General features: G+C 59.4%; 26 protein-coding genes, 1 tRNA gene and 2 pseudogenes. 10 read left to right on the top strand and 19 right to left on the bottom strand.

The window, feature by feature from the left end; genetic code table 11:
- The first annotated feature begins 14 nt into the window (after positions 1–14).
- A complete protein-coding gene (locus M1D99_RS22960; RefSeq protein WP_207965300.1) occupies positions 15–923 on the top strand; it encodes an SDR family oxidoreductase in 909 nt (302 codons plus the stop codon).
- A 45-nt stretch (positions 924–968) separates the two neighbouring features.
- Here M1D99_RS22960 and M1D99_RS22955 read toward each other — a convergent pair whose 3' ends face one another.
- On the bottom strand, positions 969–1,373 hold the full coding sequence (locus M1D99_RS22955) for a low affinity iron permease family protein (protein ID WP_186704519.1): 405 nt from the start codon (positions 1,371–1,373) through the stop codon (positions 969–971).
- Between the two features lie 175 nt (positions 1,374–1,548).
- Here M1D99_RS22955 and M1D99_RS22950 point away from each other — a divergent pair, with 175 nt between their 5' ends.
- A complete protein-coding gene (locus M1D99_RS22950) occupies positions 1,549–1,695 on the top strand; it encodes a hypothetical protein (protein WP_186704520.1) in 147 nt (48 codons plus the stop codon).
- 136 nt (positions 1,696–1,831) lie between these two features.
- Here M1D99_RS22950 and M1D99_RS22945 read toward each other — a convergent pair whose 3' ends face one another.
- The 5 genes and pseudogenes from M1D99_RS22945 to M1D99_RS22925 all read right to left on the bottom strand — a co-directional run bounded on the left by M1D99_RS22945 (position 1,832) and on the right by M1D99_RS22925 (position 4,363).
- Positions 1,832–2,242, bottom strand: a complete 411-nt coding sequence (locus tag M1D99_RS22945; RefSeq protein ID WP_053119286.1) for a type II toxin-antitoxin system HicB family antitoxin — start codon at positions 2,240–2,242, stop codon at positions 1,832–1,834.
- A 40-nt stretch (positions 2,243–2,282) separates the two neighbouring features.
- Positions 2,283–2,411 (bottom strand): annotated as a pseudogene (locus tag M1D99_RS22940) (type II toxin-antitoxin system HicA family toxin); the annotation flags it as partial.
- Positions 2,412–2,797: 386 nt separating this feature from the next.
- The gene (locus M1D99_RS22935; protein WP_186730558.1) at positions 2,798–3,157 is read right to left on the bottom strand and encodes a helix-turn-helix domain-containing protein; all 360 of its coding nucleotides are present in this window, start codon (positions 3,155–3,157) and stop codon (positions 2,798–2,800) included.
- Positions 3,157–3,459 (bottom strand): type II toxin-antitoxin system HigB family toxin, encoded by a 303-nt coding sequence (locus tag M1D99_RS22930; protein ID WP_458130817.1) that lies wholly within the window; start codon positions 3,457–3,459, stop codon positions 3,157–3,159. The genes M1D99_RS22935 and M1D99_RS22930 overlap by 1 nt, the downstream gene beginning before the upstream one ends.
- A 274-nt stretch (positions 3,460–3,733) precedes the next feature.
- Positions 3,734–4,363 carry a LysE family translocator gene (locus M1D99_RS22925; RefSeq protein ID WP_458130816.1) on the bottom strand — a complete coding sequence of 210 codons (630 nt, stop codon included), beginning with the start codon at positions 4,361–4,363 and terminating at the stop codon, positions 3,734–3,736.
- A gap of 146 nt (positions 4,364–4,509) precedes the next feature.
- Between M1D99_RS22925 and M1D99_RS22920 the strand changes: the two genes are divergently transcribed.
- On the top strand, positions 4,510–4,989 hold the full coding sequence (locus M1D99_RS22920; RefSeq protein ID WP_458130815.1) for an Lrp/AsnC family transcriptional regulator: 480 nt from the start codon (positions 4,510–4,512) through the stop codon (positions 4,987–4,989).
- A gap of 16 nt (positions 4,990–5,005) precedes the next feature.
- Here M1D99_RS22920 and M1D99_RS22915 read toward each other — a convergent pair whose 3' ends face one another.
- Together M1D99_RS22915 and M1D99_RS22910 are read right to left on the bottom strand one after the other, a co-directional pair.
- Positions 5,006–5,173 (bottom strand): type II toxin-antitoxin system ParD family antitoxin, encoded by a 168-nt coding sequence (locus tag M1D99_RS22915; RefSeq protein WP_186704524.1) that lies wholly within the window; start codon positions 5,171–5,173, stop codon positions 5,006–5,008.
- 115 nt (positions 5,174–5,288) lie between these two features.
- A complete protein-coding gene (locus tag M1D99_RS22910) occupies positions 5,289–5,585 on the bottom strand; it encodes a DUF3077 domain-containing protein (protein ID WP_458130814.1) in 297 nt (98 codons plus the stop codon).
- A gap of 528 nt (positions 5,586–6,113) precedes the next feature.
- Here M1D99_RS22910 and M1D99_RS22905 point away from each other — a divergent pair.
- From M1D99_RS22905 to M1D99_RS22895, 3 genes are all read left to right on the top strand, one after another.
- Positions 6,114–6,872 (top strand): zeta toxin family protein, encoded by a 759-nt coding sequence (locus M1D99_RS22905; protein WP_458132161.1) that lies wholly within the window; start codon positions 6,114–6,116, stop codon positions 6,870–6,872.
- Positions 6,859–7,038, top strand: a complete 180-nt coding sequence (locus M1D99_RS22900; RefSeq protein ID WP_434571847.1) for a hypothetical protein — start codon at positions 6,859–6,861, stop codon at positions 7,036–7,038. The genes M1D99_RS22905 and M1D99_RS22900 overlap by 14 nt, the downstream gene beginning before the upstream one ends.
- Positions 7,039–7,636: 598 nt before the next feature.
- Positions 7,637–8,608, top strand: a complete 972-nt coding sequence (locus M1D99_RS22895; protein WP_434571845.1) for a toll/interleukin-1 receptor domain-containing protein — start codon at positions 7,637–7,639, stop codon at positions 8,606–8,608.
- A 177-nt stretch (positions 8,609–8,785) separates the two neighbouring features.
- Here the strand turns inward: M1D99_RS22895 and M1D99_RS22890 are convergent.
- From M1D99_RS22890 to M1D99_RS22870, 5 genes and pseudogenes are all read right to left on the bottom strand, one after another.
- A tRNA-Gly gene (locus M1D99_RS22890) sits at positions 8,786–8,859 on the bottom strand.
- 159 nt (positions 8,860–9,018) lie between these two features.
- Positions 9,019–9,903 (bottom strand): alpha/beta fold hydrolase, encoded by an 885-nt coding sequence (locus tag M1D99_RS22885; protein ID WP_434571843.1) that lies wholly within the window; start codon positions 9,901–9,903, stop codon positions 9,019–9,021.
- A gap of 310 nt (positions 9,904–10,213) precedes the next feature.
- On the bottom strand, positions 10,214–10,906 hold the full coding sequence (locus M1D99_RS22880; protein ID WP_186704527.1) for a pseudouridine synthase: 693 nt from the start codon (positions 10,904–10,906) through the stop codon (positions 10,214–10,216).
- A gap of 35 nt (positions 10,907–10,941) precedes the next feature.
- Positions 10,942–11,160 (bottom strand): cysteine-rich CWC family protein, encoded by a 219-nt coding sequence (locus tag M1D99_RS22875; RefSeq protein ID WP_434571839.1) that lies wholly within the window; start codon positions 11,158–11,160, stop codon positions 10,942–10,944.
- Positions 11,153–11,752, bottom strand: a pseudogene (locus M1D99_RS22870) (GGDEF domain-containing protein); the annotation flags it as partial. The gene M1D99_RS22875 and the pseudogene M1D99_RS22870, both read right to left, overlap by 8 nt.
- A 396-nt stretch (positions 11,753–12,148) precedes the next feature.
- Here M1D99_RS22870 and M1D99_RS22865 point away from each other — a divergent pair.
- A complete protein-coding gene (locus M1D99_RS22865) occupies positions 12,149–12,550 on the top strand; it encodes a hypothetical protein (RefSeq protein WP_207965312.1) in 402 nt (133 codons plus the stop codon).
- A gap of 223 nt (positions 12,551–12,773) precedes the next feature.
- Here the strand turns inward: M1D99_RS22865 and M1D99_RS22860 are convergent, their stop codons facing one another.
- The gene (locus M1D99_RS22860; RefSeq protein ID WP_434571838.1) at positions 12,774–13,886 is read right to left on the bottom strand and encodes an enoyl-CoA hydratase/isomerase family protein; all 1,113 of its coding nucleotides are present in this window, start codon (positions 13,884–13,886) and stop codon (positions 12,774–12,776) included.
- A 131-nt stretch (positions 13,887–14,017) separates the two neighbouring features.
- Here M1D99_RS22860 and ung point away from each other — a divergent pair, with 131 nt between their 5' ends.
- Positions 14,018–14,710 (top strand): uracil-DNA glycosylase, encoded by a 693-nt coding sequence (ung, locus tag M1D99_RS22855; protein ID WP_186704538.1) that lies wholly within the window; start codon positions 14,018–14,020, stop codon positions 14,708–14,710.
- 129 nt (positions 14,711–14,839) lie between these two features.
- On the opposite strand, the gene M1D99_RS22850 is transcribed toward ung, so the two are convergent.
- From M1D99_RS22850 to M1D99_RS22830, 5 genes are all read right to left on the bottom strand, one after another.
- Complete coding sequence (locus M1D99_RS22850) at positions 14,840–15,883, bottom strand: AbrB family transcriptional regulator (RefSeq protein ID WP_458130813.1); 1,044 nt, start codon at positions 15,881–15,883, stop codon at positions 14,840–14,842.
- Positions 15,876–17,390 carry a tripartite tricarboxylate transporter permease gene (locus M1D99_RS22845; RefSeq protein ID WP_053120026.1) on the bottom strand — a complete coding sequence of 505 codons (1,515 nt, stop codon included), beginning with the start codon at positions 17,388–17,390 and terminating at the stop codon, positions 15,876–15,878. Before M1D99_RS22845 ends, M1D99_RS22850 begins: the two co-directional genes overlap by 8 nt.
- Position 17,391: 1 nt before the next feature.
- Positions 17,392–17,853 (bottom strand): tripartite tricarboxylate transporter TctB family protein, encoded by a 462-nt coding sequence (locus M1D99_RS22840; RefSeq protein WP_186704540.1) that lies wholly within the window; start codon positions 17,851–17,853, stop codon positions 17,392–17,394.
- A gap of 55 nt (positions 17,854–17,908) precedes the next feature.
- The gene (locus M1D99_RS22835) at positions 17,909–18,901 is read right to left on the bottom strand and encodes a Bug family tripartite tricarboxylate transporter substrate binding protein (protein WP_186704541.1); all 993 of its coding nucleotides are present in this window, start codon (positions 18,899–18,901) and stop codon (positions 17,909–17,911) included.
- A gap of 78 nt (positions 18,902–18,979) precedes the next feature.
- Complete coding sequence (locus M1D99_RS22830) at positions 18,980–20,272, bottom strand: OprD family porin (protein WP_434571832.1); 1,293 nt, start codon at positions 20,270–20,272, stop codon at positions 18,980–18,982.
- A gap of 234 nt (positions 20,273–20,506) precedes the next feature.
- Between M1D99_RS22830 and M1D99_RS22825 the strand changes: the two genes are divergently transcribed.
- Both M1D99_RS22825 and M1D99_RS22820 read left to right on the top strand, forming a co-directional pair.
- Positions 20,507–21,178, top strand: a complete 672-nt coding sequence (locus tag M1D99_RS22825; protein WP_003198779.1) for a response regulator — start codon at positions 20,507–20,509, stop codon at positions 21,176–21,178.
- A complete protein-coding gene (locus tag M1D99_RS22820; protein WP_186704542.1) occupies positions 21,171–22,556 on the top strand; it encodes a sensor histidine kinase in 1,386 nt (461 codons plus the stop codon). The genes M1D99_RS22825 and M1D99_RS22820 overlap by 8 nt, the downstream gene beginning before the upstream one ends.
- Positions 22,557–23,184: the final 628 nt, after the last annotated feature.

The raw sequence follows: 23,184 nt of genomic DNA, 5'->3' as shown, positions 1-23,184 counted from the left end.
AAAGGAGAACCTCGATGTCCACACGCCGAGAACCCAACCAATACGCGATGCAGAACCCACTGACCCAATATCCGCGCCCGGAATTTCCCGACCAACCGCAATCGCCGCCTGGCATCGATCAGGACATGCTGCCGCAACCCGATCATGGCGAAAAAAGCTACCAAGGTTTCGGCCGCCTGGAGGGGCGCAAGGCGCTGGTCACTGGTGGTGACTCGGGGATTGGTCGCGCCGCGGCGATCGCCTACGCCCGGGAAGGTGCCGATGTGGCGATCAACTACCTACCCAGCGAAGAGCGCGACGCCCGGCAAGTCATCGAGTTGATCGAAGCCGAGGGCCGCAAGGCGATTGCGATTCCTGGCGACCTCAAGGACGAAGCGTTCTGTGTGCAAATGGTCAAGATGGCGCAACAACAGCTCGACGGGCTGGATATCCTGGTAAACGTTGCCGGTAAGCAGGAAGCGCAAAAAGACATTGCCGACATCACCACCGCGCAGTTTGACGACACCATGAAGACCAACATCTATGCGATGTTCTGGATCTGCAAGGCTGCGGTGCCGCTGATGCCGGCGGGAGCGACCATTATCAATACCGCCTCGATCCAATCCTACGACCCATCCGCGACCTTGCTGGATTACGCCACCACCAAAGCGGCCATCGTAGCGTTTACCAAGGCGCTGGCTGGACAGGTCATTGGCAAGGGCATCCGGGTCAATGCCGTGGCACCGGGGCCGATCTGGACCGTGCTGCAACCGAGCGGCGGTCAACCTCGGGAAAAGATTCCCACCTTTGGTTCCCAGGTACCGATGAAGCGCCCGGGCCAACCGGCCGAGTGCGCGCCGCTCTATGTCCTGCTGGCATCGCAGGAGTCGAGCTACATCACCGGGGAAGTATTTGGCGTGACGGGCGGTAACCCGTTGCCTTGATGCCTGACAAATGCGCGAGTGGTTGACGCCACTCGCGCATAGGCATCAGCACTGGTTCAGGTCGATCTTGTTCTTTTGTTCCACGCCATCAAGGCCCTTGGCTTCGTCCTTGCCCATGTCCTGATAGCGCTTGCGCAGCGCTTCAAGTTGCTTGAGGTCCAGCGACTCGAGGCCGAGCATTGCGTTCTGTGCGTCCTTGGACGCCCGCAGCAATTCATCCACTTTCAAATGCAAGATGTCCGTATCGCGGTTCTGGGTGTTCTGGATCAGGAACACCATCAGGAACGTGATGATGGTGGTAGAGGTGTTGATGATGAGTTGCCAGGTGTCGTTGAAGCCGAAGAAAGGTCCGCTGGCGGCCCAGATCGACAACAACACGATGGCGCCTAGAAAGGTTTTGGGGCTCCCCGCCCAAAGGGATAGTTTTTGCGCGATTTTTGCGAACGTCATTGCCGTGTTTCCTTATGGGATGCACCTGTCTGGTGTGACAGCAACGAGTCGGCGAAAATTCTACTTACATTTCAATCGCAAACATCCGTCAACGTTCATCGTCCGGCACGAAGACAGTCGCAACCATTGCCACGCTCGCAGGTCACTCCTTAAAGCCCCAGCATCGGAGTCCATCATGAATTTCGCCCGCACTTTTTGCCTCGCCTGCTGCTTGTTCGCCCTGCACGGCTGCTTCGACAACTCGGATAACGAGACCAAGGACAATACCGACGGCACCAAGTCTTCGGTGCAGATGCAGGAGTCCAAGTCAGAGAATAAATAGCCCTGGCATGGCTATGTAAAAAACTGTGGGAGCGAGCTTGCTCGCGATGGCTGTGTGTCAGGCACCCAGGATATGCTGACCCGACGCCATCGCGAGCAAGCTCGCTCCCACAGATTTGTGTGTCGTCAATGGTTGTTCACCGGCCTTGCTGCAACACCTTCAGCGCTGCCGACGCCAGGAAGCCGGAGCGGCTCTTTTCTTCAGGATGGTGCAACACATATTCATCGATACGATTGAGCAGGTAGCCGGGCAGCGTGATGTTGAGTTTCTGCGCCTTACCCAGGTATTTGGTCACATCGATGTCCACCAGTGCCCAGGTGCAACCGGCGTATTGCGGATTGGCGGCGTGCAAGGTGACGGTGTTGGCCGGTGGAATCGGCGAGCCGTCTTCAGCCAGAATTTCAAAGTGCCCCTCGATGGCTTCCCGCGCCATCGCCATGGCCTCGTCCAGGTCATCGCCTGCGGAAAAACACCCCGGAATATCAGGCACTTCAACACCCCAGGCGTGCTTGTCATCGCCCATGGAAATCGCAATCGGATAAAGCATATTCATCGTCCTCCGGGAACGTCGCGCAACGGGCCGGCTGAAGCAGCGCCTGTTGCAAAATACTGATGGCCGTTTTCTTGAGCAGGTCCTTCTTCGGATGAGGAACCGTGACCAACCCCGGTTTGGTCGGGTGCTTGAAGTGATGGTGACTGCCTCGAACCCGAACCAGATATCAACCGTCTGCAATGATCTGGCTTATCAAAAATCGGCTATTCACAACACCTCCGTGTGGTGTGCGTGGTAGGTACTATACCTACTGAAAATGAATGATCAACACTATAACCACCGAAGGAGATCTCGGTAGGCGCACGCAGTCGCTGCAACAAAGTCTAGAAGCGGCGGCGCGCAAGGGCGGCGGAGGGGAGGGCGGGTTTATTTCGGGATGTGAAACCGGGCGAAAATGCTTGTGTGTGGCGAGGGAGCTTGCTCCCGTTGGGCTGAGAAGCAGCCCTGGAATTTGAGCTGTAGCTGAAAAAAGTGCGAAAAAACCGGCCACGTTGGACCGGTTTTTCTATTTTGAGATGCTGCTGCAGATTGGTGCGGAGTCGCTATGTATTACGCAACGTCCGCCAGCAGACTCTCGTAAGGGATTCGCAATCCATTATGCAGGCGTTTTATCATCGCCAGACTCAGTTTGCGTTTGCGGTTCAGTACTTCAGACACACGCCCGCTCGAACCAAGGAATGGTTCCAAGTCGCGCGCGGTCAAGCCTTGCTGATCCATCCGGAATTTAATTGCCTCAATTGGATCGGAGGGTGGCATTGGGTAGTGCTCGTCCTCGTACTTTTCTATTAACAAGGCAAGAATTTCCAGCTCATCACCTTCAGCCGAATCAACTTCCGCACCCCAAAGCTGTTCGATGCGAGCAAAGGCTGCATCCAGATCGTCCTGGTTGCGAATGGGTTTGATGTTCATCATACGGTCTCCGCGTTGATTTGGTCGTACTGGGCGTGGGTGCCGACGAATCGTACAAAACCAAGTTGGCGCTGATAATCGATTGCCAAAATTACTCGGTATTTGTTACCGCCGATGTTGAATACAACCCTCGCGCTTTTAAGAATACTGGCTGTTCTGAGTTCAGCCTTAATCTCTTGAGGCGTTCGATAGGTCGCTTTCTCCATGTATCGATACCATTCAACCAATGGCGTCTGGGAATCGGCATAAGCCGGATTGCTTTCCCAAAATTCCCGCAAGGTACCTCTCGCGATAATCCGCACCTATTTACTCCCATTTTGGGAGGAGTCTAGTCTGATTGGGTTGACGTTGCAATTGGGGTTGTTGGGAAGGTGATGAACGATTTGCTCGCCCCCTAGCACCCCATGCTAGTGCGCTTTTACCCGTTGCGAGGTAGACAATGGTTAATTGGCCACGCAGCCTATGATCCAGAGAGAAAAATGTATTCGTGGCGAGGGAGCTTGCTCCCGCTGGGGTGCGAAGCGGCCCTGGATTACCGCTCAGAATACCAAGAGCCGCTTCGCGAAACTGCAATCGTTATGACTGCTGCACAAACGTCAGCCGCACCGCAAACCCAATCAAAAGACTCCCAAACAACCACTGCTGCACGCGCTGGGCCGAAGGCGAGCGCTGAAGCCAGCGGCCGAGTGCCACGCCGACCAACGCGTAGGCGCAGTCGAACAGCAGGCCGACGCCGACCAGCACCACGCCCAGGATCGCGAACTGCCCCAGCACCGGCCCGGCCTGTGGATCGATGAATTGCGGTAGCAACACCGAGCAAAACAGCAAGGCCTTGGGATTGAGCAGGTTCGTCAGCAGCCCGCGTCGAATGGCCTCGTAATAATGCCGTTTTCCAACCTCGACATTGGCGCCTTCAAAGTTCGGCAGCAACGTGGTCCGTAGGCATTGAAAGCCAATCCATAACAGGTAGGCAGCACCTGCCAGGCGCACGACATCGAAGGTCCATGGCGCGGTCTTGAACAAGGCCGAAAGCCCTAACGCCGCCAATGCCACATGACACCCGCGAGCAACCCCCAACCCTACCGCCGTCGCTAACGCCGCGCCCCTGCCCTGACGGGCACCGGTTTGCAGCAGCAGGATCATGTCCGGTCCGGGCAACAGATACGCCACCGTCAACGCCATTAAAAACAACCCGAGCCCTGCCATGCCACACCCCTTTTCATCAACGATTCGCAAGTGCCAAGTCTATGGCTGACGGGCAGGGCAGGTGGTTGCGAAGACAGCTTCTAAAGCGTCTGAAATTGGCATAACCTGCCAAGCATCTGCGTCATCCAATCGGAAAATGCCAACTCATGAAACTGGACTCTTTCGACCGCAAAATCCTCGTCGCACTGCAACGCGACGGGCGCCTGAGCAACGTGCAACTGGCTGAAGAAATCGGCCTGTCCCCCTCACCCTGCCTGCGCCGTGTGCGGATGCTCGAAGAGGCGGGGGTGATTCGTGGTTACCAAGCCGTCCTGGACCGCGACGAAGTGGGCCTCGGGCTGACGATCTTCGTCGGCGTCAAGGTCGAACGGCACAACGACGAGCGAGCCGAAGCATTTCGCCAGGCAGTGACGGCATTGCCCGAAGTGATCTCGGCGTTCCTGGTATCGGGCGAATCGGATTTTCTATTGCAAGTCGTGGTGCCGGACCTGCGGGCTTATGACCGTTTTGTCACGGGGCAGTTGTTGAAGTTGCCCGGGATCAGCGATATCCGGAGTAACTTTGCGATTAATACGGTGAAGACGCCGGGGGCGCTGCCGTTGGGGCATTTGCCTGGGGCTGAATAGTTTTTACGATGGGGATTTATCCACGTCCTAATGACATTCGCTGTTTGAAGGCGTCGGAATTGAATGGGCGAGGGGGGCCGCTGGACTCACCGTCTTCAAGGGCCGAGCGGATATCCTTCAGTTCGGCATTACGTTCCTGAGCACGCTGATTGGCAACGGTGATGGTTTTTCGAACGCTTCCCATGCTTGAGCCTCTAGGGAGGTCGGTATTGCTAAGCCCCACTGCGAAAGAAGCAGGGCTTAGCGCTGTCTGTCGGATGGGGTTCCCTATGTCCCCATTCTCAGGACTTACTGTCGATCTACTGTGCCTCGGATTTTTTCTTGGACTCAGCCGCTGGTCTTGGCGTAATGACTTTCACAACGTCATCAATCACCGCCTTGCTCATTTCCAACAAAAAATGCGCAGCCCAGGCGTAGCGGTCGGTGCTCTTTTCAAACGCCGCGTCTTCGGCAAGCCGGTGAGCGAGATGCAAAAGATCCGACGCCCGTTCCAATGCCTCTTGGATGGGGACGCCGCCGTTGACACGGAACAACGCTCGATCAGCGGAATAGTTGAAGGTGTAGCCGATGGTTTTGAGGGTTGTATCTTCGTTCATGATCTACCTCCGTTGATGACGAGGCAGTGAGACCGAGAGTTGAACGAATAATCGAAAAACGAGTTGCTGTGCATTGTCTAGCTCCTTGACGTCTGGAGCTGCCACTTTCGTTCCAAGCGAATGGGTGGCAGCTGTGCGCAGGTTGGAAACCGGGAGTCAAGGAAACCGGCACGCCTAAAGGCGTCCCACGCACAGCCGCCAAAACACAAGTTTACAGGCGTAAAACTACCTCTGCACTTATGAGGCGTGCGGTTTCGTGACTCACGGGTTTCCAAGCCCGATCGCTGATTTGCAGCGACGTTTGGGAGGGTAGCCAGGGAAAACAAAGCCAACAAGGCGGCAATCTGCCTAAAAAACGCAGTTGGCGCACCTCTTACGCAACACTCGGATTTTGCCTACAAACAGTCGTGAGAGCCGAACGATACTTTTATGCGACGATCAACGAGACGACTGATCGTCGTTGCCTTCGTCCATATGGGCAACGATCAACGTTTTAAGCTGGGACACGTAAAACAGGTCGATGCCGGAATGACGCCAGAAGAAACTGCTATCGAGCAAGCAGCCCTTGAATTCGCTAGAGTGAATCGAGCCTCCTTGGCTCGGCATATTGCGGACGCCGCTGTGTACCTCAGTGAGGAGGTACCATTCACGGTGTTCATGGCGGGGTCGCCTGGGGCTGGCAAGACGGAAATAGCCAAGGCTATGGCTGACGATTTGGACGAGAGAAATCTTAGCCTTTACTCCAAACGTGTTCTTCGTATCGATCCTGATGATTTTCGAAGTCTGATTCCCGGCTACGACGGAAGCAATTCATACCTTTTTCAGCGTGCGGTTACGAAGATTCTGGAAAAGGTGTTGGACCGCGCGTTCAAGAGACGGCTTTCGTTCATTCTGGATGGGACGATGGCCAACCTTGGGGTAGCGAAGCGGAATATCGACCGCGTCTTGGGAAGTGGCAGGAAAGCCCAGATTATGTATGTCTACCAGAGACCAGAACTCGCCTGGCAGTTCGTGCAGGCTCGGGAAGTCACAGAGGGCAGGAACATTCCGCTGCTGGAGTTCGCCAGACAGTTTGTTGCTGCACGGTGCAATGTCATTGAGTTGAAGCGCATCTACGTTAGCCAGATCCACATCGATTTGCTTATTAAGGACTTTGATGGCGACGACGCTCAACAGGTTGAGCTTGATGTGGCCGGGGATACGATTGACGCTCTGATTCCCCAGATCTATGATCAGGCTCAGCTCGTTGAGCTGTTAGCAGAGGTTGAAATCAATGAGTACAGATAAGATTACGAAAACCAGCGCTTTGACTGAGTTTTTCACCAACACCCCCGCCGAGACTAGAAAAGAGATCTTGATGGGCATCATTGGCAAGGCTAACGCCTCCCAACGTGATGTCGTGCAGAAAGCAGAGGCTATCAAAGCTGCGCGGGCTTCTGCTCAGGCAAACTGAGATGTTGCCGTCAAATCAGCCCAAGGTTCATTAGGCTCTGTTCAAAGCTCGTCGAACTCGTGGTTCGCCTTACGCGAACTGATGGGCGAAACGCTGTCGCTATTAAGCCATACCTCGGCGCCTTTGCAGCCCTCGTGGCTTGCCCCCCGAAGCACACTGAGCTACAGCCAGCAGGTTGAGCAGGCTCGGCTACGTTATTTTCAACCTTGACGGCTGACTCTTTCAAAGAGATGGAGGGGGCTGCCTGGATACTGGCCGCAATAGGGGATGGCATAAATTCGGTCAACCTGGCGGGTGGATCCCCCTGACCGACCCTCGTACGCTGATAGAGTCAGCGTTGAGCATTTCGCCTGAAGCGGTCGCGATAGCACGACTGCAACTGCTGCATGCTGTCGGAATGGTCTTGTACCCTGCGTATGCGCCAGTCTGCTTGCGCTGGTACTTATAGCTCGCCTCAGGAGCTTGAGATCCACGACCCCGGCTTGGATCGGCGCGGGATGATGTTGGTGCAGATTCACGCGGTGCGTCTGGAGCCGTTTGAATTGGATCGCATTTAGGTCGTAAGATCGAGTCGCCCAACCCGCATGGAGTCATCATCTTGCCGAATGTATTCTTCTCCTACTGCCATGCTGACGAGGCGCTGCGAGACCAGCTCGAAAAACAGCTGTCCATGCTAAAGCGTCAGGGTGTTATCGAGACCTGGCATGATCGGCGAATCAATGCTGGCCAGGAGATCGATGCCGCCATCGATCAACACATCAACACTGACGAAATCATTCTGCTGTTGGTGAGCCCCGATTTCATTGCATCCGACTACTGCTACAACGTTGAGATGACACGCGCCATGGAGCGCCATGATGCGAAGCAGGCGATTGTCATCCCAGTAATCCTGCGCGCCTGTGATTGGCATCATGCTCCTTTCGGCAAGCTGCTCGGCACCCCCTCGGATGGGAAGCCGGTAACCCTCTGGCCTGATCGGGACGAAGCATTCCTTCAGGTGGCCAAGGAGGTTCGCAAGGCGGCTGAAAAATGGCGAACCGATAAGCCTGTGTCCCCGCCTATAAGCGTACGCCCCGAGTACGCTATGCCAGTTGCCGCAGCCCCCGATGCCATTGCAGGGCCGCGTTCCAGCAACCTTCGGTTGGCTAAGTCCTTTACCCAACTTGATAAGGATCAGTTCCAATTCGAGACTTTCGAATATATTGCCCGCTACTTTGAGAATTCGCTGGCTGAGCTGCAGGCACGAAACGATGGATATCAAGGCGTTTTTCGCCGAATCGATGGAAACCGTTTCTCCGCGACCATTTACAAGGATGGCCGAGACGTAGCCAAGGCCTCCGTTTTTGTCGGAGGCCAGATGGGAACCGGCATCTATTACAGCCAAGGCGACTCGTTCGGCGGGGGCTCCTTTAACGAAGCGCTTCATGTCGAGTCAGACGACCAAACCCTGTACTGGCGCAGCCTGGGGATGGCGCCCTTTCGCAGCCAGCGAGACCAGAGGCTCTCTCAAGAAGGCGCCGCCGAGACGTTCTGGAACATCGTCATCGCGCCTCTTCAGCGGGGGCGGTAAATTTCGCGGCCTGCATTGTCGCTGCCTGTGGGAAGAGAGTGCCGCGATAAATGGGAACGCATTTATTTATTCCAGAACATCGCCAACGACAAACACCAGACCAAAAAAAACCGGCCACCAAGAGCCGGTTTTTTTAATCCCCCGTCAAAAACACACAACGCAGGACCAGAATTCGATTGGAGCGGGTGAAGGGAATCGAACCCTCGTTATCAGCTTGGGAAGCTGGAGTAATGCCATTATACGACACCCGCTCAGAGCGGCTGACTTTGTACCAGATGTGGGCACGGATTTGAAGTTTTTCTTCGCATCGTGTGCGACCAGTCGTCTACGTGAGCCTCAAACCAGAGCGGTCGTTGGCGGGCAAGCCCTGTGCTGAAGGGGGAAATGGGCTTGCTCGCCAGGACTCGGTTTCAGATGGCCAGTGCATGGTAGCCCTGCACGTAGCTATAGCGCGGTCGGCTTTCGTGGGGTTCCGGTGTGAGGAAACCCATCAGGGCGTTGCGGCTGTCGCGGCAGGCGGCTTTGTGTTCCATGTCCAGGAAGTGCCCGGTGGCTTGCAGCGTGCTGAAGGTGCTGTGCTGGACGTGGTTGGCGAACAGCCTGGCGTCGTCGGCCGAGGTGTATTCATCCCATTCGCCGTTCAGGAACAGCACCGGCACGTTGATTTTCTTGGCCGCGTTGACATAGCACTGTTGGTCGCTGTGGAGCACGTCGGTGATGTGGAAGTGCATCTGCCCGTACTCGTGCTCGGCCAGGCTGCTGACATGGCGATAGTTGAAGCGCTTGAACAGCGGCGGCAGATGCTTACCGATGGTGCTGTTGACCAAGTGGCCGACACGGTCTCCGTCCAGGCTGCCCAGGTAGTCCACACCACGCTCCAGGTAGTCGCGCATCGGCGCATTGAGCACCGGCGAGAACGAGCTGATCACCGCTTTTTCGATGCGCCGTGGCCGTTGGGCCAGGGCGCTCAGGGTGGCGGCGCCGCCCCAGGAAAACGACAGCACGTGCTCGGCGGCGAAGTGGTCGATCAGTTCCAGGAGGATCTGCCCTTCGATCTCCTTCGTCAGCATTTTCTCGTGCCGATTGTGGGCCTTGGACTTGCCCGCGTAGGGCTGGTCGTACAGCACGACGTTGAATTGCGGGTAGAGGTTTTTGGCGGTCTGTGCAAACGACGCGGTGGTGGCCATTGAGCCGTTGACCAGGATGATGGTCTTTTGTGCGGCGTCTGCGCGATAGAACTCCGTGTAAACCCGATACTGACCCTGTATATCCAGCACAGCGATTTCTGGCCTCATGTCATAAGACTCCTGGCAAGCGGGTATGCGCGCAATGAGATTGCACGGGCAATGTGACAGGTAGGCATACGCCTGGAAGATAAGGCCCATGTCGATCCATGAAAGCCGGTCGACGGGTATTGTTATGGCGGGCAGTTTGCCGGGCGGATAAGGCGGAACCTGAGGGTTCCCGCCGGCAAAAAGTTTCTTAGAGGTATGAGGTGACTCATCGGTCACATTTCGGCCGACGGTTTGATTCAAGCAGGGGGGCGACCGTTGCGCAAGTCCCTATCGGAAAATTGTTCGACACTTCTGCCCAGCGGTAGCGGGCTCAGATGAGCTGGACTTCTTCAGGGCGCAAGGCCCGGTATTGGCCAGGCGCTAAATGAGCGTCCAACACCAGCGGGCCCATGCGCTCGCGGTGGAGGCGCAGCACCTTGTTGTTGAAGTGGCCGAACATGCGTTTGACCTGGTGGTAACGTCCTTCCACGATGCTCAAGCGCGCCGACTTTTCCCCCAGCAGTGTCAGTTCTGCTGGCTGGGTGGTGAGGTCTTCGAAGGCGAAGTACATGCCTCGCGCAAAGGTGTCGGCGTATTCGGCGGTGATGGTTTGCTCGGTTTCGACGTAGTAGACCTTGGGCAGTTTGGTCTGCGGTTGGGTCAGGCGTCGGGACCAGGTTCCATCATTGGTGATCAGCATCAGCCCGGTGGTGTTGAAATCCAGGCGCCCGGCGATATGCAGATCGTCCTTGTCCGGTTCGTCCAGCCAGTCGAGCACGGTAGGGTGTTGCGGATCGCGCGTGGCGCTGACACAGCCGGGCGGCTTGTGCAGCATGAAGTAGCGCGCGGGTCGGCCGGCTTGCAGCACGTCGTCATCGACTTCGACGCGACTGAACTCACGTACCGGGGCATGGGGATCGCTGACGGTCTGGCCGTCGATTCGCACTCGGCGTTCCACCAGCAACAGGCGCACTTGTTGGCGATTGAATCGCGGCAGATTGCTGAGGAAACGGTCGACGCGCATGGGCAGTTCAGGCAGGGCAGCGGAGGGCGGGCATCTTACGCGATTGGCCGGGGCTTGGCGCGCAACTGGATGTCGACCTGCGCGCAATGCGGGCACAGGCAGGACTGATCCCGCAGCTCGGCCGGCAATGCTTCGAGCACGGTCGGGTCGATGCTCACGCTGTAGCACCAGCAGGGCCTGTCGGCGGTTCGAGGGTCGGCCAGGGTGCAGTCGTTGGCGCCGCCGCAGGCCGGGCAAAGGTCGGGTTTATTCATAGCTGGAGTGAGGCATTTCCACGCAGGTTCGGTTGCACCCGGTTTTCCGGGCGCGTTGCAGCGCATGATCGGTCCGCGACAGCAGGCTGTGCAAGGTATCTTCGTCTTGTAGGGTGGTGAGGCCGAGGCTGACGGTAACCCGCAATTGCTTTCCACTGCAGAAATAGCGCTGCTTTTCGATGTGCTGACGAACTTTCTCTGCGATTTTCAGACCGGTCTGACCATCGGTGTCCTTGAGCAGGACGACGAAGGCGTCGGCGCTCCAACGACACACGATGTCCGAATGCCGCAGGCTCTCCGTCAGGTTGCGGGCGAAGCCGGTAAGCAGTTGATCGGTGGCGATATGACCGTGGGTGTTGTCCAGCTGCTTGAAGTCGTCCAGCTCCACCAGCAGCGCCGTCAAGGGTTTGGGTTCGCGCTGGGCTTCGTGCAGGGCTTGCACGGCCAGCAGGTCGAAGCCACGGCGGTTCGGCAATTCGGTCAGGCTGTCGAGGGTGGCCTGGGCGTCGATGCGCAGCTGATAGCTGTTGATCAACCGATAAAGGATGGCCAAGACCGCCGACGTCACGAGCACGCCGATCAGTAGATTCACGAGCACCGTCTTGAGGATGTGATCGCGTACCGAGGCATGGGCCGCGTAATAGCCCAGCAACGTAATGATCAGGAAACCAGAACCGAGCAGCGCCACCACGGCCAGGAGCGGCTTGCGCTGGGAATATAACGGCGAACGGAGCGACATGGCGATTCCCTTGGCGCAGACCCAATGAAATCAGTTTAGTGGCCTTGTGGGAAAAGACAGTCGGATTTGCCACGTTTGTGGGGGCATTCAAAATGGTGGCCGAAACTGGGCAAAGCGCTACATGTTTCAACTTATTGCACAAACGCACCAGATTCCGATTCTGCTGTCTGAGTAGGTGTCAGTCACACAACGTTGACTGCCGCCCATCAGCGTCGCTGATGTGGCCCATTCGCGGTCCAGGAGGCCGCCATGTATCGACGACTGCTGCTCATTGCGTTCCTTGGCCTGACTCTTTCGGCATGCGTGCCCTACTACGACGGAGACTCGAGCTACTACCGTTCCGAGGTCTACACCTCACCGGCACCGGTCTATTACAGCGGTGGCGGGAGTTACTATTCGGCACCGCGCGGCTATTACGCTCCGCGATACTACCAACCGGCGCCGCGCTATTACTCGGCACCGCGCTACTACCAACATGGCCCACGCCATTACTCGCCACCGCGAGCGGCGTACCGGCCTTATCCTCACCGGGGCGGCTGGGACGGTCGCGATCGGGGTGGCTGGAACGACGATCGTCGTGGCCGTGGCGGACGTGACCGTGGGCATGATCATCGGGGACGGGGTCATGATGGACGGGGCAATCATCGGTAATGGACTGGCAAAAAGCGGCGCATGAAGCGCCGCTTTTTTGTGGCTGCAATAAACACCTGTCGAATAACTTTTGTTGGGATAACTTTTGTGGGAGCAAAGCTTGCTCGCGATGACATAGGCCCAGTCAGCTCTCTATGACTGACATACCGCTATCGCGAGCAAGCTTTGCTCCCACAGATGTCACATTCCACAATGTCACTTCCACAGAGCGTCATCCGCTGCTTTATTCGTTAGACAAATCCGCCAACGGATGCCTGCCTTCCCATGCCTTGTGAAAGTGCGCCTCGACCGCCGCTTCGGGCACATGGTTGATGTCCGGCCAGTGCCACCGCGGTTTGTGGTCCTTGTCGATCAAACGCGCCCGCACGCCTTCGCTGAACTCCGGATGACAGCAGCAGTTGAGGCTCAAGGTGTATTCCATCCGGAACACACCGGCCAAGGACAAATGCCGGGCCCGGGCAATTTGCTCCCAGACCAGATGTGCGGTCAGCGGCGAGCCTTCGCTCATGGTCTTGGCGGCCCGGGCGATCAGTGGATCAGGATGATCCACCAACAGGCTGAGGGCTTTCCAGGCGCAGCGCACATCGCTGACATCCAACCACTCATCGATTTTCGACCGCCGCGGCAGCCATTGGGCTTCGGGCAGTTGGGTGATGGCTTCCTGCTGCAAGGCCTTGAGCAAGCTGTTGAGCTGCATCTCCGTTTGCTCCTGCCAGTTGAGTTGCAGCAGGCCCTCGATCAGATCGTCCTGTTGTTCGTCCAGCAAAAAGCGGTCAGCCAGGCCCAGGTCGATGGCGTCCCGGGCGTTCATGTGGGCGCCGGTCAGGCCGAGAAACAGCCCGAGCTTGCCGGGCAGGCGCGACAAGAACCAACTGGCGCCGACATCCGGGTAGAGGCCAATGCTGATCTCGGGCATCGCCAGGCGGCTGCTGGGCGTGACGATGCGGGTACTGGCGCCTTGCAGCAATCCCATGCCGCCGCCCAGTACATAACCGTGGCCCCAGCACAGTAGGGGTTTGGGGTAGGTGTGCAGGTTGAAGTCCAAGCGGTATTCCGCTGCGAAGAATTGCGCCGCCAGCGGCGGTACTTCGCCGGGATGCGCGCGGCAGGCCTCCACCAGGCTGCGCACTTCGCCGCCGGCGCAGAAGGCCTTGGCGCCGTTGCCACGCAACAGCACACACACGACCTGCGGCTCTCGGGCCCAGGCATCGAGGCGATCACGCAAGGCGTTGATCATGGGCAGGGACAGGGCGTTCAGGGATTTTTCGGCATCCAGCGTGGCGATGCCGATACGGGCACCGTCGATGCCGGTGAGTTCTTCGAAGTGCAGATTCATCGGGACCTCGATCGGAAATTTGAATGTTCAGTATGACCGCTGCGTGGGAAAGTGCCGGTTCTGCGTCAGATCAATTGACAAGCCCTGTAGGCTTTCCTAGGGTGCGCCCACTGTTTTTACCGGATGCAACCATGACTGCTGACGACCGTATCAAACTCGAACCGAGCTGGAAGCAGGCCTTGCGTGCCGAGTTCGACCAGCCCTACATGGCGGAGTTGCGCGAGTTTTTGCGCAGTGAATACGCCGCCGGCAAGGAAATTTATCCACCGGCACCGTTGATCTTCAATGCCCTCAATTCCACGCCGCTGGACAAGGTCAAGGTGGTGATTCTCGGCCAGGATCCGTACCACGGTCCAGGCCAGGCCCATGGCTTGTGCTTCTCGGTGCAACCGGGCGTGCCGACGCCGCCGTCGCTGGTGAACATCTACAAGGAATTGAAGCGCGATTTGAACATCGACATCCCGAATCACGGTTACCTGCAAAGCTGGGCCGACCAGGGCGTGTTGCTGCTCAATACGACCCTCACCGTGGAGCGCGCCAATGCCAACGCCCATGCCAAGAAAGGTTGGCAACACTTTACCGACCGGGTCATCGAAGTGGTCAGCGAACACCAGCCGAACCTGGTGTTCCTGCTGTGGGGCGCCCATGCCCAGGGCAAGCAGAAGTTGATCGATGCGACCAAGCACTTGGTGCTGACCTCGGTCCACCCGTCACCGCTGTCGGCCCACCGTGGCTTCATCGGCTGCGGGCATTTCAGCCGGGCCAACAAGTTTCTCCAGCAGCATGGCGAGCAGCCGATCGAGTGGCGGTTGCCGCCGGTTTGATGAGCTAGTCGAGCGGGCCCCATCGCGAGCAGGCTCGCTCCCACATAGGTTTTGTGGTGGGACGCAAAATGTGTGCTCGCCGCAGGGCTCCTGTGGGAGCGAGCCTGCTCGCGATGAAGACAACTCGGTCTACAAATCCGACCCCGACCTGCTCGTCCAATACCTGAACAACGGCTCTGCCAGGAACAGCACGAACAACAACCGCATCACCTGCAACGCCGTTACCAATGGCACCGACAGTTGCAGCGTCTCCGCCGTCAGGCTCATTTCCGCGATGCCGCCGGGCATCATGCCCAACGTCAACGAGCGCAGATCCAGATGGGTCAAGGTGCTCAAGCCAAGGGCTGCCAGTGTGGCGATCAGCATCGTCAACACCGTGCCAACCAACGTGCGCCCCATGAATGACGGTGCCCGACGAAAGAACTGCCGGTTGAAATGACAACCCAACCCGCTGCCGATCAGCCACTGGCCAAGCTGGCTGGCGCCGTCGGGCAGGCCAATGTGCAGGTCCCAACCGACACTCACCGCCGCGCTCACCAGCAACGGCCCGAACAACCAGGGATTGGGTTGGCGCAAGCGCTCCCAGACCCAGGCGAGCAGGGCGCCCGCCGGGAACAGGATCGCCAGCCACAGCCAGTCCACCGTCGTGGCGTGTCGCATCGGCGTTCCTTCACCCAACAAGTACTTGAAGGCCGCCGGCACACACAACACCACCACCAGCACCCGCAGGCTCTGGCCCGCTGCAACGCGGCTGAGGTCCGCGCCGTTGCGGGCGCCGAGGTTAACCATTTCGCCGGAACCGCCCGGCATGCTCGAAAAGAACGCGGTGGCACGGTCCTCGCCGGTGCGACGCATCAGCCAGACACTCACCACGCTGGACACGCTGGTGATCAGCGCGCCGAAGAAGATCAAGCCGAAGTGGCTCAGGACTTGCTCCATCACCACCGGCGTAAAGTGCAGGCCGATACCGATGCCCACCACCCATTGGCCGCATTTGCGGCCGCCGGGGATTTCCATCAATTGCCACGGCGTGAGACAGCGCACCAGGATGATCGCCAACAACGAGCCGACCATCCAGGGCAGGGGCCAGCCGATCAGGCTGGCCAGGTAACCGCCGGCCAGACCGACCAGCGGTGTTCCCCACCATTGTCTGAAGGTTGTTGCCTTAGACATTGGCCAGGGCACGACGCTGGGCACTGCGACGACGCCAGATGCGCAGCAGGGGCAGGAACAACATGATCGCCGTCAGGATCCAGCAGCCGAAGGTGATCGGGCTCGACCAGAGGATCTCCAGCGCACCGTTGGAAATCGACAGCGCACGGCGCAGGTTCTGCTCCATCAGCCCACCGAGGATGAAGCCCAGCAGGACCGGCGACAGCGGGAAATCCAGCTTGCGCAGGATGTAGCCGAAGATGCCGATGCCGATCATCAGGAACAGGTCGAATGTGGTGGCATGCACCGCGTAGACGCCGATCCCGGTGATGATCGCAATGACCGGTACCAGCGCCCAGTTCGGCACTGCCAGGATACGGGTGAAGATGCGGATCATCGGGATGTTGAGGATCACCAGCATGATGTTGGCGACGAACAACGAGGCGATCAGGCCCCAGACGATGTCCGGCTGTTGCTGGAACAGCAGGGGACCGGGGGTGATGTTGTACAGCGACAGCGCGCCGATCATCACCGCCGTGGTGCCCGAGCCGGGAACGCCGAGGGTCAGCATCGGCACCAGCGCACCGCAGGCCGCGCCGCCGATGGCGGTTTCCGGCGCCGCGAGGCCACGCTTGTCGCCCTGGCCGAACGTGCCACTGGCGCCAGCCATGCGTTTTTCAGTCATGTAGGCCACGGCACTGGCCAGGGTCGCGCCCGCGCCAGGCAATACGCCCATGATGAAACCCAGCACGCCGCAGCGGATGTTCACCCAGAACACCGAGGCCGCTTCCTTGAGGTTGAACATCATCCGCCCGGTGGCTTCCACCGCTTCCTGGCCACGATGGGTTTTCTCCAGCAGCAACAGGATTTCACTGATGGAGAACAAGCCCAGCACCAGCACGACGAACTGAATACCGTCGGTCAGGTGGATGTTGTCACCGGTGAAGCGATAGACGCCGCTGTTGGCGTCGATCCCGACACTGGACAGGAACAGGCCGATCAGCGCCGCGATGAAAGTCTTGAGCGGTCGGTCGCCGGCCATGCCGCCGAGGCAGACAATGGCGAACACCATCAGGACGAAGTATTCCGCCGGCCCGAACGCAATCGCCCATTTGGCCAGCAGCGGTGCGAACAACACCATGCCGCAGGTAGCGATGAGCGCACCGATGAACGAGCTCCACGCCGACAGCGACAACGCCACCCCGGCCAGACCTTGGCGAGCCATCGGGTAGCCGTCGAGGGTGGTCATCACGGTGGAGGCTTCACCGGGGATGTTAAGCAGGATCGAGCTGATGCGTCCGCCGTATTCGCACCCCAGGTACACCGCCGCCAGCAGGATCAGCGCCGACTCCGGCGGCAGCCCCAGTGCGAAGGCGATCGGGATCAGCAGCGCCACGCCGTTGATCGGGCCCAGGCCCGGCAGCAGGCCGACCACGGTGCCGATCAGGGTACCGCTCAATGCCGTGACGAGGTTGTAGGGGGTCAGTGCAACGCCAAAACCCTGGCCGAGATAATTCAGGGTATCCATATCAATTCTCCAGGACGTCGAGCAGGCCCAGGGGCAGCGGCACGTCCATCAGCTTGTCGAACAACAGATAAAGACCGATGGCCATCAGGCTGATGATCACCACGCTCGGTACCCAGCGACCGCCATACAGGCGCGCCATCGGCACACCGACCAAGATGCTGGCGACGATGAAGCCCAGGGGTTCGAAGGTCCCGGCGAAGACCAGCAGCAGCGCGACGCAGATGCCGATCTTCTGCAGGGTTTCACGGTCCAGTTGCGGGTCGTCCTCGCTGTGTACGACGGGCGTAGGGCGAAACAGCATGTACAGCAGCGCCAGGCCCATCAGTCCCAGGATCAATAATGGAAAGGCGCGCGGGCCGACCGGTTCGTAGGAAAAGGCGGCCTGATACGGCCAGGCCATCAGCGCCAGGCCGATACAGGCCAGCAGCAGCACCGCGGCAAAAATACGTTGGATGGTGAGCATGACTAACTCCTGGGCGGCGCCGGTTGTGCCGGCGCCGCCGCGAGAACAGGGAGGATTACTGGATCAGGCCGAACTCTTTGGCCAGCACCTTGTAATCAGCCACTTGCTTCTTCACGTAGGTGTCCAGTTCCGGACCGGTCATCGCAAACGGGAACAGCTCGCGCTGGTCGCGCAGCTTGGCGAATTCTTCGGAAGCCAGCAGCTTGTCGAAAGCGTCTTTCCACCAGGCGTAGTCTTCATCGCTGACCTTCGGCCCGAGGTAGAAGCCGCGAACCACCGGCCAGACGATGTTGTAGCCTTGTTCCACAGCGGTCGGAATGTCCTTCATTTCCGGCTCGTCGATGCGCTTCTCGGCAAACACGGCGAGCAGGCGCATGTCGCCGCTCTGGATGTGCGGCATGGAGTCGGAAATGTCCGTACTGCCGACCTGGATGTGTCCACCGAGCAGTGCGGTGGCGATTTCGCCGCCGCCTTCGAGGGCCACGTAACGCAGGTCGCGAGGGTTGATGCCGGCGGCCTTGGCGATGAGGGCGGTCTGCATCCAGTCCTGGCTACCGACGGTGCCGCCGGAGCCGATCACCACCGAGCCCGGATCTTTCTTCAGGGCCTGTACCAGATCGTCGAGGGTCTTGTAGGGCGAATCGCTTTTCACGGCAATGGCGCCATAGCTGGTGCCCACGGCGGCCAGCCAGCGCACGGCACTTTCATCGAAACGACCGAACTTGCCTTGGGCCAGGTTCAGCAGTGAGCCGCTGGACCAGGCCACCAGCGTACCGGCGTCGGCCGGGCGCTGGGCGACCACTGCGTTGTAGGCCACCGCGCCGACACCGCCGGGCATGTAGGTGACGCGCATCGGTTTGGTCAGCAGCTTCTGGTTGACCAGCGCGCTTTGCGCCAGCTTGCACGTCAGGTCGAAACCGCCACCGGGGGAGGCCGGGGCGATACATTCCGGGCGCTTCGGTTCTTTGGATGGATCAGCGGCGAGCAATTGCCCGGCGAACATCAGGCATCCGGCTGCCAGGGCTACTTTACGCAGTGATAGGTTCATTGTTGTCTCCACAGGAGTTGTTGTTGTGTGTTGCCAAATTGGAGGGTGCCGGAGCCGCGCGGCCCCGGCGACCTTCGGTTACCAGAGCGCTACGCTGTAGCTGACCAGCAAGCGCATTTCATCGGCATCGCGAGCCGAATAGTTGGAACGGTAGGTCGCGTTGCGCAGGCGTACGGCAACGTCCTTGAACGTGCCGCTTTGCACGACGTACTTGATCTCGCTGTTGCGTTCCCATTCCTTGCCGCTGTCACCGTTGCGCAGCGAAATGTTGTCGCCACTTATGTAGCGGCTCATGAAGCTCAGCCCCGGGATCCCCAGCTTGCCGAAGTCATAGTCGTAGCGCGCCTGCCAGGAACGCTCGTCGGCTTCGGCAAAATCGTTGATCTGTACGAAGTTCACCAGGTACGGGTCGCTGCCATCAACATAAGGGAAGGCACTGTCACCGGACATGTGCTGGTAACCGGCGCTGAACTTGTGGCCGCTCAAAGCGTAGCTCACCAGGCCATTGAGGGACTTGTTGTCGATCTTGCCGCCGCGGGCCGCGCCCTGGTCGTCGCTGATCGCCAGGCGCAGGTCGGTGCCGAACGTACCGGGACCGATGGCATGGGAGGAGACCAGGCCGAAGAAGTGCTGGTTGTAGACTTCGCTGAGTTGGGCGAAGTGATAACGGCCGGTGATCTTGTCGGTGAACTTGTAGTCAAGGCCGCCGAAACTGAAATGCTCGCCGGCCACGCTGCCGGTGAAGCGGCCGTTCTTGTTGTTGAGGGCGATGTCCTCGTAGTTGGTGTCGTTGCGATCCTTGGCGTTGTTCAAGCGTCCGCCGGTGAAGGTCAGGTTCTTGATTTCGTTGGAGGTCAACATGCCGCCTTCGAAGGTTTGCGGCAGGATGCGCCCGTCGTTGGGCTTGAGGATGGGCAGCTCTGGAATCAAGCTGCCGATTTTCAGCTCGGTGGCGGAGATTTTCACCTTGCCGGTCAGGCCCAGCTTGGAATATTCATCAGCGGCGCGGCCGTCATCGTGGGTGGGCAACAGGCCGGTGCCGGTACGGTCCGGGCTGGAATCGAGCTTGACCCCAAGCATCCCCAATGCATCGATCCCAAAGCCTACGGTGCCCTCGGTGTAGCCCGATTGCAGGTTGAGCATGAACCCCTGGGCCCATTCGTCACGCTTGGATTGCTGCGCGCTGGTGCCGTCGCGAAAGTCGCGGTTGAAATACATGTTGCGGGTTTCGAAGGTTGCCGTACTGTCTTCGATGAAGGCAGCCTGGCTCATCGGCGAAAAGCCGGCGAGGGCGGCGGCACTGGCCAAGGCGGTCTTGTTGAAACGGGAAAGGCGAGCAGGCGCTGGGGCCTGGGGCTGCATGGACAGCATGGTGGTACTCCGCTTTATTGTTCTTATTTGGCGAAAACGCTTCGAGGCGTTTTTCGTTCGCGATGTGCGTCGCGGCGGACAGCCGAAACCGTCCGTGGGAGGACTCTAACGGCCCAACCTTTCGCTAACCTTTCAAAACCTTTCAGCGTGTTTTTTGGCTTCACAGTGGCGGATGCGGCTGTAAACTCCGCGCCAAAGAATGGCGTCGGCCATCCCTGAATCGAGGAATAACCCATGCGTGTCCTGCTCGTCGAAGACCATCTGCAGCTCGCCGAAAGCGTTGCCCAGGCGCTCAAGAGCACCGGTTTGACCGTGGATGTGTTGCATGATGGCGTCGCGGCCGACCTGGCCTTGAGCAGTGAGGAATACGCCGTGGCGGTCCTTGATGTCGGGCTGCCGCGCATGGACGGTTTCGAGGTGCTGGCGCGTCTGCGGGCCCGTGGCAAGACGTTGCCGGTGCTGATGCTGACTGCCCGCAGCGACGTCAAGGACCGCGTCCATGGCCTCAACCTGGGGGCCGACGATTACCTGGCCAAGCCATTCGAGCTCACCGAACTGGAGGCCCGGGTCAAGGCCCTGCTGCGCCGCAGCGTACTGGGCGGAGAACGCCAGCAGCGCTGCGGCGGGCTGGTCTACGACCTGGACACCCGCCGTTTTACCCTCGACGACGAACTACTGACCCTGACCTCCCGCGAGCAAGCCGTGCTGGAAGCGTTGATTGCCCGTCCGGGGCGTGTGATGAGCAAGGAGCAACTGGCGGCCCAGGTGTTCGGACTGGACGAAGAGGCCAGCCCCGACGCCATCGAAATCTACGTCCACCGCCTGCGCAAGAAACTCGACGGCCATGCGGTGGCGATCGTGACGTTCCGCGGCTTGGGCTATCTGCTGGAAAATCGCAATGCATAAACCCGACAGCCTGCGCTGGCGGTTGCTTCGCAACCTGGCCTTGCTGCTGGTGGTGCTGATGCTCGCCAGCGGTTTGAGCGCCTACTGGAACGGTCGCGAAGCGGCGGACACCGCCTATGACCGGACCCTGCTGGCCTCGGCCCGGACCATCGCTGCTGGCCTGTCCCAGCGCGACGGCAGCCTCAGCGCGGATGTGCCCTACGTGGCCCTGGACACTTTTGCCTACGACAGTGCCGGACGCATTTATTACCAGGTCAACGACATCGACAAGAAGTTGATTTCCGGCTACGAAAACCTTCCCGGCCCGCCGCCCGGAACGCCCCGCACGGACGACTACCCAGCCCTGGCGCGTTTTTACAACGCTCAATACCAGGGGCAGAACGTGCGCGTGGTGAGTCTGCTCAAGGCCGTGAGCGAGCCGAACATGAACGGCATGGCGGAAATTCGCGTGGCCGAGACTGAAGAGGCGCGGGTCAGCATGGCCCGCAGCCTGATGGCAGACACGCTGTTGCGCCTGGGCATGCTGGCCGTGGGCGCGCTGCTGTTGGTGTGGTTCGCCGTCAGCGCGGCGCTGCGCCCGCTGGAGCGTTTGCGCACGGCAGTGGAGGAGCGTCAGCCGGACGATCTGCGGCCGTTGCCGCTGGTGGAGGTGCAGCACGAGTTATGGCCGCTGGTGCGGGCCCTCAACCATTTCACCGAGCGCCTGCGCGGGCAGTTCGAACGTCAGGCGCAGTTCATCGCCGATGCCGCCCACGAACTGCGCACGCCCTTGGCCGCGCTCAAGGCGCGCCTGGAGCTGGGCTTGCGCGCCAGCGAGCCGGTGACCTGGCGGGAAACCCTGGAAACCGCGGCCCAGGGGACCGATCGATTGACCCACCTGGCCAACCAGTTGCTGTCCCTGGCGCGGGTGGAAAATGGCGCCCGGGCCATTGCCGAAGGCGGTGCGCAGTTGCTCGATCTGAGCCAGTTGGCCCGTGAGCTGGGCATGGCCATGGCCCCGCTGGCCCATGCCCGAGGCGTGGCGCTGGCCCTGGAAGCCGACGAACCGGTATGGCTGCGGGGCGAGCCGACCTTGTTGAACGAGCTGTTGAGCAATCTGGTGGACAACGCCCTCGCCCACACGCCGTCGGGCGGCAACGTAATCCTGCGGGTGTCAGCGCCGGCGGTGCTGGAAGTCGAGGACGATGGCCCCGGCATTCCGTTGCATGAGCGGGATCGGGTATTCGAGCGGTTCTATCGACGTAACCAGCAAGTGGCCGGCTCGGGCCTCGGGTTGGCGATCGTCGGCGAAATCTGCCGCGCGCATCTGGCGCAGATCACCTTGCACGACGGGCAGGAGCGTGGGTTGAAGGTGCGGGTGAGTTTTGTCCCGGGATAAACCTGGCGATGCAAAACCCTGTGGCGAGGGAGCTTGCTCCCGCTGGGTTGCGAAGCAGCCCTAAGCTTTTGCGGCCGCTACGCGACCGAGCGGGAGCAAGCTCCCTCGCCACAAAAGCGCTCCTGACCACAAAAGAGAGGCATGGCCAGAGAGGTCTTCATGGTTTCAGATGTTCCTAGTAGAGCATCGACCGCGCTTCTTCGATATCCGCGCATCTGGCGCAGATCACCTTGCACGACGGGCAGGAGCGTGGGTTGAAGGTGCGGGTGAGTTTTGTCCCGGGATAAACCTGGCGATGCAAAACCCTGTGGCGAGGGAGCTTGCTCCCGCTGGGTTGCGAAGCAGCCCTAAGCTTTTGCGGCCGCTACGCGACCGAGCGGGAGCAAGCTCCCTCGCCACAAAAGCGTTCCTGACCAAAAAAGAGAGGCATGGCCAGAGAGGTCTTCATGGTTTCAGATGTTCCTAGTAGAACATCGACCGCGCTTCTTCGATATCCGCGCATCTGGCGCAGATCACCTTGCACGACGGGCAGGAGCGTGGGTTGAAGGTGCGGGTGAGTTTTGTCCCGGGATAAACCTGGCGATGCAAAACCCTGTGGCGAGGGAGCTTGCTCCCGCTGGGTTGCGAA

It is taken from the genome of Pseudomonas sp. R3-41 (assembly GCF_054161485.1).
This window is presented reverse-complemented; position numbering and strand designations above follow the sequence as displayed.

Excerpts from the sequence above, each read along its gene's own strand:
- M1D99_RS22960 (WP_207965300.1), top strand. The coding sequence starts at position 15 with ATGTCCACACGCCGAGAACCCAACCAATACGCGATGCAGAACCCACTG.
- M1D99_RS22955 (WP_186704519.1), bottom strand. The coding sequence starts at position 1,373 with ATGACGTTCGCAAAAATCGCGCAAAAACTATCCCTTTGGGCGGGGAGC.
- M1D99_RS22950 (WP_186704520.1), top strand. The coding sequence starts at position 1,549 with ATGAATTTCGCCCGCACTTTTTGCCTCGCCTGCTGCTTGTTCGCCCTG.
- M1D99_RS22945 (WP_053119286.1), bottom strand. The coding sequence starts at position 2,242 with ATGCTTTATCCGATTGCGATTTCCATGGGCGATGACAAGCACGCCTGG.
- M1D99_RS22935 (WP_186730558.1), bottom strand. The coding sequence starts at position 3,157 with ATGAACATCAAACCCATTCGCAACCAGGACGATCTGGATGCAGCCTTT.
- M1D99_RS22925 (WP_458130816.1), bottom strand. The coding sequence starts at position 4,363 with ATGGCAGGGCTCGGGTTGTTTTTAATGGCGTTGACGGTGGCGTATCTG.
- M1D99_RS22920 (WP_458130815.1), top strand. The coding sequence starts at position 4,510 with ATGAAACTGGACTCTTTCGACCGCAAAATCCTCGTCGCACTGCAACGC.
- M1D99_RS22915 (WP_186704524.1), bottom strand. The coding sequence starts at position 5,173 with ATGGGAAGCGTTCGAAAAACCATCACCGTTGCCAATCAGCGTGCTCAG.
- M1D99_RS22910 (WP_458130814.1), bottom strand. The coding sequence starts at position 5,585 with ATGAACGAAGATACAACCCTCAAAACCATCGGCTACACCTTCAACTAT.
- M1D99_RS22905 (WP_458132161.1), top strand. The coding sequence starts at position 6,114 with ATGACGCCAGAAGAAACTGCTATCGAGCAAGCAGCCCTTGAATTCGCT.
- M1D99_RS22900 (WP_434571847.1), top strand. The coding sequence starts at position 6,859 with ATGAGTACAGATAAGATTACGAAAACCAGCGCTTTGACTGAGTTTTTC.
- M1D99_RS22885 (WP_434571843.1), bottom strand. The coding sequence starts at position 9,903 with ATGAGGCCAGAAATCGCTGTGCTGGATATACAGGGTCAGTATCGGGTT.
- M1D99_RS22880 (WP_186704527.1), bottom strand. The coding sequence starts at position 10,906 with ATGCGCGTCGACCGTTTCCTCAGCAATCTGCCGCGATTCAATCGCCAA.
- M1D99_RS22875 (WP_434571839.1), bottom strand. The coding sequence starts at position 11,160 with ATGAATAAACCCGACCTTTGCCCGGCCTGCGGCGGCGCCAACGACTGC.
- M1D99_RS22865 (WP_207965312.1), top strand. The coding sequence starts at position 12,149 with ATGTATCGACGACTGCTGCTCATTGCGTTCCTTGGCCTGACTCTTTCG.
- M1D99_RS22860 (WP_434571838.1), bottom strand. The coding sequence starts at position 13,886 with ATGAATCTGCACTTCGAAGAACTCACCGGCATCGACGGTGCCCGTATC.
- ung (WP_186704538.1), top strand. The coding sequence starts at position 14,018 with ATGACTGCTGACGACCGTATCAAACTCGAACCGAGCTGGAAGCAGGCC.
- M1D99_RS22850 (WP_458130813.1), bottom strand. The coding sequence starts at position 15,883 with ATGTCTAAGGCAACAACCTTCAGACAATGGTGGGGAACACCGCTGGTC.
- M1D99_RS22845 (WP_053120026.1), bottom strand. The coding sequence starts at position 17,390 with ATGGATACCCTGAATTATCTCGGCCAGGGTTTTGGCGTTGCACTGACC.
- M1D99_RS22840 (WP_186704540.1), bottom strand. The coding sequence starts at position 17,853 with ATGCTCACCATCCAACGTATTTTTGCCGCGGTGCTGCTGCTGGCCTGT.
- M1D99_RS22835 (WP_186704541.1), bottom strand. The coding sequence starts at position 18,901 with ATGAACCTATCACTGCGTAAAGTAGCCCTGGCAGCCGGATGCCTGATG.
- M1D99_RS22830 (WP_434571832.1), bottom strand. The coding sequence starts at position 20,272 with ATGCTGTCCATGCAGCCCCAGGCCCCAGCGCCTGCTCGCCTTTCCCGT.
- M1D99_RS22825 (WP_003198779.1), top strand. The coding sequence starts at position 20,507 with ATGCGTGTCCTGCTCGTCGAAGACCATCTGCAGCTCGCCGAAAGCGTT.
- M1D99_RS22820 (WP_186704542.1), top strand. The coding sequence starts at position 21,171 with ATGCATAAACCCGACAGCCTGCGCTGGCGGTTGCTTCGCAACCTGGCC.